The sequence below is a fragment of the Nostoc sp. NMS4 genome (assembly GCF_017115095.1).
Lineage (GTDB): Bacteria > Cyanobacteriota > Cyanobacteriia > Cyanobacteriales > Nostocaceae > Nostoc.
The window spans coordinates 1-6,110 of sequence record NZ_JABXKI010000376.1 but is presented as its reverse complement, the minus strand read 5'-3'; the positions used below and the strand labels follow the sequence as shown (position 1 = coordinate 6,110).

The 6,110-nt window shown below is 39.5% G+C and carries 5 protein-coding genes; all 5 read left to right on the top strand.

Annotation, left to right across the window (positions count from 1 at the left end):
- The first annotated feature begins 519 nt into the window (after window positions 1-519).
- The 5 genes from HWQ37_RS31605 to HWQ37_RS31585 all read left to right on the top strand — a co-directional run bounded on the left by HWQ37_RS31605 (window position 520) and on the right by HWQ37_RS31585 (window position 5,607).
- Entirely contained in the window at window positions 520-1,569 is a 1,050-nt protein-coding gene (locus HWQ37_RS31605; RefSeq protein ID WP_292754789.1) for a hypothetical protein, read from the top strand.
- Window positions 1,570-1,745: 176 nt separating this feature from the next.
- Window positions 1,746-2,573: a hypothetical protein gene (locus HWQ37_RS31600; RefSeq protein ID WP_292754787.1), complete on the top strand. Its 828-nt coding sequence runs from the start codon at window positions 1,746-1,748 to the stop codon at window positions 2,571-2,573.
- Window positions 2,574-2,616: 43 nt separating this feature from the next.
- Complete coding sequence (locus HWQ37_RS31595) at window positions 2,617-3,312, top strand: hypothetical protein (RefSeq protein ID WP_292754784.1); 696 nt, start codon at window positions 2,617-2,619, stop codon at window positions 3,310-3,312.
- A gap of 8 nt (window positions 3,313-3,320) precedes the next feature.
- Window positions 3,321-4,997 carry a TrbI/VirB10 family protein gene (locus HWQ37_RS31590; protein WP_292754782.1) on the top strand — a complete coding sequence of 559 codons (1,677 nt, stop codon included), beginning with the start codon at window positions 3,321-3,323 and terminating at the stop codon, window positions 4,995-4,997.
- Between the two features lie 37 nt (window positions 4,998-5,034).
- Window positions 5,035-5,607, top strand: coding sequence for a hypothetical protein (locus HWQ37_RS31585; protein ID WP_292754780.1), 573 nt, complete (start codon window positions 5,035-5,037; stop codon window positions 5,605-5,607).
- The last annotated feature ends 503 nt before the right edge of the window (window positions 5,608-6,110 follow it).

The window sequence follows — 6,110 nt, the reverse complement described above, 5'->3', positions numbered from 1 at the left end:
GTAGAAACATCTACAGAAGCGGCGCGACTTTTACGAGCGACTTCTCAACTAGATTTGTTTGGCAGAAAAGTTAATCAATAGGATTTTAAGATAAAAAATCTCTAATCTTCTAGGAAATTTTTAAAATCCTTAAACTTCTGAAAAACCAACAGGAAATCTAAAAACAAAGTTTAGTAGGTTGCATTACGTTATTAGAGGATGTTTGAAAAGTGGTATGTTGTGATTTTAATCGAATTATTACCCCCCTTATAAAGGCTACGGTGTACACACAAGTCGAATTACCCCCCTTAATCCCCCCTTGTAAAGGGGGGAGACCGGAAAATCTAGTTCCCTCCCCTTTCCAAGGGGAGGGTTAGGGTGGGGTAAAACCCTGGTTAATCAGCTATTTCAGACTTGTGTGTACACAGTAGCAATATATCGGGGAGGGTTAGGGTGAAATATTTGATATATCAATCATGACTTTTCAAACATCCTATTAACACACTCTACTAAATATAAAAAACAACCTATAAACTCAAAATGCAACTTGCTATTCAACTAATTTTTGCCCAAGTAGGCATCGATCAAATTATCGATAATGGTGCTGCAACTTCCCAAAGTATTGCTGACGGTTGGGATAAACAATGGCTGGATTTATTACAAAATAACACCAGTAATAACTTGTATGGAGCGCTGACAAATCTTGGTATTTTTTTTGCTGTAGGAACCCTGTTATTTTTCATGATACAATTCCTTAAAGACTTAATATCCTACGAATACACCCGTCCCATATCAGCTTTAATTTGGCCTTTTATTGTGGTAGTACTCTTAAGTAATTCAGGCAATGGAAGTATACTTTCTAATCTGACGCTGGGTGTGCGGAATTTTTTAAACACTGTGAATCAGCAAGTAGTGGTATCAGCAGATGCAGACAAAATGTATCAGCAAGCACTGAATATGAGTGTTGCTGAAGAAGTAGCTGGTTCCTTCCTGCGTCCTTGTCAATCACTAACTGGCGAACAACAAAGTCAATGTTTTGTGAAAGCTGCTGAAAAAGTCAATGTTCTCTGGCAGAAATATAGAGATATTTATGGAAATAAAAGCTGGATAATTAGACTACAAACCAAGGTAGATAATATTAGATATGGCACTGGCATTGTCTCAGAAACCTCTTTTAATTCTCTGTTAGGTTCTACAGTCCAAACGAGCATTAAAAACTTTTTAGTTTCCTTACAATATGCCTTCCAAAATTTGATAGAAGCCACTATGTTGTTAATAGCAGCTTTAGGGCCAATAGCTGTAGGTGGTTCTTTATTACCTGTAGCTGGCAAACCCATTTTTGCGTGGCTGACCGGCTTTTTATCTATTGGAATCGCCAAAATTTCATTTAATATTATTGCTGTGCTGACTGCCGCAGTGATTGTAAATGGCCCAGGTCAAAATGCTAATGTCGATCCAGATTTAATGTGGTTCATAATTTTCTTAGGAGTTTTAGCACCAATTTTATCTTTACTTGTGGCTGCTGCTGGCGGTTTTGCAGTCTTCAGCGCTATCAGCAGTACGGCTTCTTTAGTAAAGGAGAGGATATAGGAAATTAAAAATTAAAAATTAAAAATTAAAAAAAAATTGCAAGATTGATTAGAGAGACGTGATAAATCGCCGTCTCTACAGGGAATTTATCCATTAATTATTTATTGACAGACTACTAGTCAGTGTATGGAAAACATCATATATAATAGCTGAAGTTTTTTGCAGGAGGTGAGGAAATGGTGCGTTTACTAGAAAAAAGACAAAGAACGGGAAGTGTGTTGACATTTTTTGCGATCGCAACCTTCAGTTTACACATATTAGTTTTATTTTTATTCTTATTACAAGGGCTAAATATTCGCCAACTCAGTCTGAGAAAACCTCCCAACTTTGTGCAATTAATCGACGGGAAACCAGTAGCTAATATTGATGATTTAGCCAGAGAACCAGAAGCAATTCGGCGATTTATCAGCAAAACGATGATATCAATGTTTACCTGGTCTGGAACTTTACCACCACAAACTATTGAAGAAGTCGCAAACCCTAAATCCGATTTAGGAATACTGATTAATACACCTCAAGGTAGTAGCCAAAAAATTAGTACCAGCAGTTGGGTAGCTAGTTTTGCCTTATCAGAAGACTTTCGCAAAGGTTTCTTAAGCACAGTTGCAGAAATGACACCGCCAGAAGTTTTCTCTGAAAATCCCAACCAAGCAATGACATCACAACTAATAATTAAAAGAGTTTATCCGCCACAACAAATTGCACCCGGTAAATGGCAAGTCGGTATGGTAGCCGACTTAGTTCAAAAAAATCGAGTTGGTGGTGCAAAACTTATAACTCCTTTTAATAAAGATTTCCTTGTACGTGCAGCAGATTATTTCGCTAATCCCCAAGCAGACAATAGCACCGATTTGCAAAAAGCAATTTATAGTGTCCGCGCTGATAGGCTAGAAATTTATGAAATTCGTAACTTATGTTTGCTAGATGACTACAACAACCTCAACCAAGGTAAATCAAAACAATGTGGTACTGGACAAACATCTGATAGTTTTATCAGACAATGAATTGATTACACGAAAATAGTTCAATTTATCCGATGGATTATTAATGCAATTACTCAAACCAGAAAATAATAAGAAAAATAGCCCCTTACCCCTGTTGGCAGTAGGAACATTTGGTTTACATGTATTTACCCTGCTGTTACTAATATTTCACGGGGCTATGTTACAACAGTTAGGTCGCCAACTCACACCTCAAAGTTTAGTGCAACTTGTTGATGGTCATGCTATAACGGTAGACCCCCAACCCAATTTAGAGCGGCAACCAGAAACTATCCGGCGCTTTGTAGGTGAAACTATGAGTTTAATGCTTACCTGGTCACAACAACAGCCACCAAAACAAGTCTGGGAAATTAGCTCCCAACTAGTAGCTGATGATTTTCAACAAAAACTTAAGTCAGAAATTACTAATTTAAATCCAGATAGCCAATTTGAAAATGTTAATCGAGGAGCGGAGAATGTATTAGTAATCCAAAAAGTTTCTCAACCTACAGAGATAGGTAATGGAAAGTGGAAAGTGGAAATGTTTGCCAATCAATTAATTTTTAACAGTTATGATAAATTGGGGAAATCAATTTCTTTTAATAAACAAATTTTAGTTAGAGCAATAAATGAACCTGCAACTTCACTGCCAAATACAGCCCTACCGTCGCAGTTCGCAGCTTACCGCCTTGGTGAAGCCAGACTAGAAATTTATAATATATGTGAAATTAAAGATAATAATTGTTCTGGAAATCCCAACTAGGCTCTATCATGACCCGATACTCAATTCCTGCTCAAACGCCTCCCCAAAATGGATTTGGTCTAAGCACCGACGATCGCCAACCAGAAGTAGAATCTGTAGATTGGGAATCGCGGATGTCAAGGTTGGTCGGTTTTGAAGAAGAATCTTCTAGTGATACTCAAGGTTCGGAAGACTCTGCAACGCCCCCAGAGTCGCTATCTCTTCCACAAGAAGTTCAGACTAAGCAAGCACTCTCATCTAATCCCTTTGCTAAGTTAGCCTTGGTAGGGGCTGCTACTTTAGCGATCGTTTTGGTGGGTGGTGTGTTTTTGTCCAAGTTGATGAGTAGCAGCAATCAAAAGCCAAAAAATATTATTTCTGCACCAGTACAAGAGCGGCCTACAAATGAATCCATATCTCAACAGATGGAAGCCCAAGTAGATACTCTCAAAACTAAATTAGCTCTGACCGAACAAGCACAAATGGTGAAAGCTGCCCAAGAACAGCTGAGAATTGCCAAATCAACGCCGACAGTAGCCTTACAACAACCATCAGTTAGACAGAAAGTGATCCCAACACCCCCACCAACAGCTTACGTACCTCGGACAGTGACAGTTGAGCGCATCATTAGAGTACCTGCTTCTCAACCTTCGCTATCACCCCAGCTACCAGTTGTGAACCCCACTCAACCGTTAGTTAGTGTAACTCCACCATCTCCACCAAGCCCATTTGAAGAGTGGGCTAAATTAGCAAAGTTAGGTAGCTACGGTCAAGTCAATCCTAGTAATCAACCTACTAGTAATATAGCTACTTTGGAGCCTGTAAACACCAAACCGCCGCAGCAGCAAGAGACACCAAACCCCAATCCCGACAACAATCCTGAGCAAACCCCACAAACTTCACAACCGGAAAATCCGGCGATCGCTCAAGCCCAACCGCAGGGACAAAAATCTGTAGCAATTGGGAGTAGTGCCAAAGCTGTGTTAGCGACAGCAATATTTGGAGAAACTAGTAATAAGTCAGGCGGTGGTGGTGGTGGTGGTGGTGATGCAGGTGAAGCGAAAAACTTATCTGTTGTGATCCGATTGAAAGAACCGCTAAAATCTACCGATGGTACAGTTGCTCTACCTGCAAACACTGAATTCCTCGCTGAAATTGGTTCGCTTTCCGAACAAGGTCTTTTGCAGATGAACGTAGTCAAAGTTATCTCGCAAAATAATGGCAACCCTATAGAACGAAGCTTACCCAGTAATGCAATTCTTCTTCGCGGTGTTGAAGGTAAACCTTTAATTGCAAATAAATTTCCCGGTCAAAGTTCGTCCATAGCATCAATGGATGCAGGACTATTCGTCTTGGGAGGTCTTGGTAAAGCAGCAGAGTTAATAAATCGCCCTGATACCAAAGTTCTGCCTTTATATGGCGGTAACCTCAGCAACATCGACTCTAGCGGCAATCCTATCGAGAACGGCAACAACGGCAACGGCAACGGCAACGGCAACGGCTACATTAGTGGTTATACTACTATCACTGAAAACAGACGCAATCTTTTAGCTGGGGTTGCAGAAGGTGGTTTCAACTCTGTAGTACCCCAAATTGCCCAACGTAATCAACAAGCGATCGCCCAAATGTCTCAACAAGGTGGTGTTTGGTTTTTGCCAGCCGGCACAAATATTGAAATATATGTTAATCAAGCAACTCAGTTTTAAGGAGTAGGATTTATACCAATTTTAGATATTTGCAACCATGAAAAAGAATATTAACTTGTCAGGAAATAACCCGAAACGTTCTTATTTCCTACCTATAGCTTCCTTAATTTTCTCGGTTGCTATGTTCTTATTGGTAGGTCGCGCTGTCGCTAATAATGCCGTTCTGCGTTCCATATTTTCCTGCCAAGCACAAGGTTTAGGGGGACTAATACCTACGGTTGACGTTTGGTATCAACAAGGAACAAACTTAAGTTTTATTCCGGCTGGAGAAATAATTAAAAAAGTTTGGTTGAACGATCCATCACAAGTAACTATGGATTTTGATGGGCCAGTATGTATGCAGTTTGGTCAAGAATCTAATAGTAGTTCAGGAGATTGTAAAAACTCCGCAGCAAATGTAATTCAACTCAGACGAATTCAAAAACTGGACATTCCTGGACTTCCCCCCACTAGCAATACACTTTTAACAGTTGTTACCGAAGCCCAAGGTAAAAACAAGTTGTATACTTTTCGAGTCATATATAAAACAGATAACCCTGAATATCACACTTTAGCAATTTTTCCCGATCCTTCTGGTCAGGAAGGAGCTTGTGCGAGAGTTTCACAATAAATCAGGAGTCAGGAGTCAGAATTCAGAATTCAGAATTCAGAATTCAGAATTCAGAATACTCTACCCACAAGGGGATAGAGTTTTGATTACTAAAAAATGTTACGGAAGATTTAAGTCTTTAGACAGTTTTATTTCTTTATATAGCACCCTTAAGATAAGCTGTGGCTAGTGTCGTAGTTCAATCAATTGAAAAAACGCCATAGCTTAACCGTATTGCCTTGCTCAGACGTTTCTAGTGTATATCTTTATAAATCTTCAAAGAAAAAATAACCACAATTTCCAAATTCGTGTAAATATAAAGAAAAGCTTAAGAGGTTACAGACTCATGGTGACAGCTAAAATGATGCAACAGCTTTGGGCTGTAATCGAGTCTACCCAGGTCAGCACCCTGCTCCACTTTGACGATGCCGCTTTAGTACAATTGCTTCTCCAGCAGTTAAAAGCAAAGCAGGGGCTTGATGCCCAGGCAGACAGCACTCTCAATACTTATATAAAATCTAAAC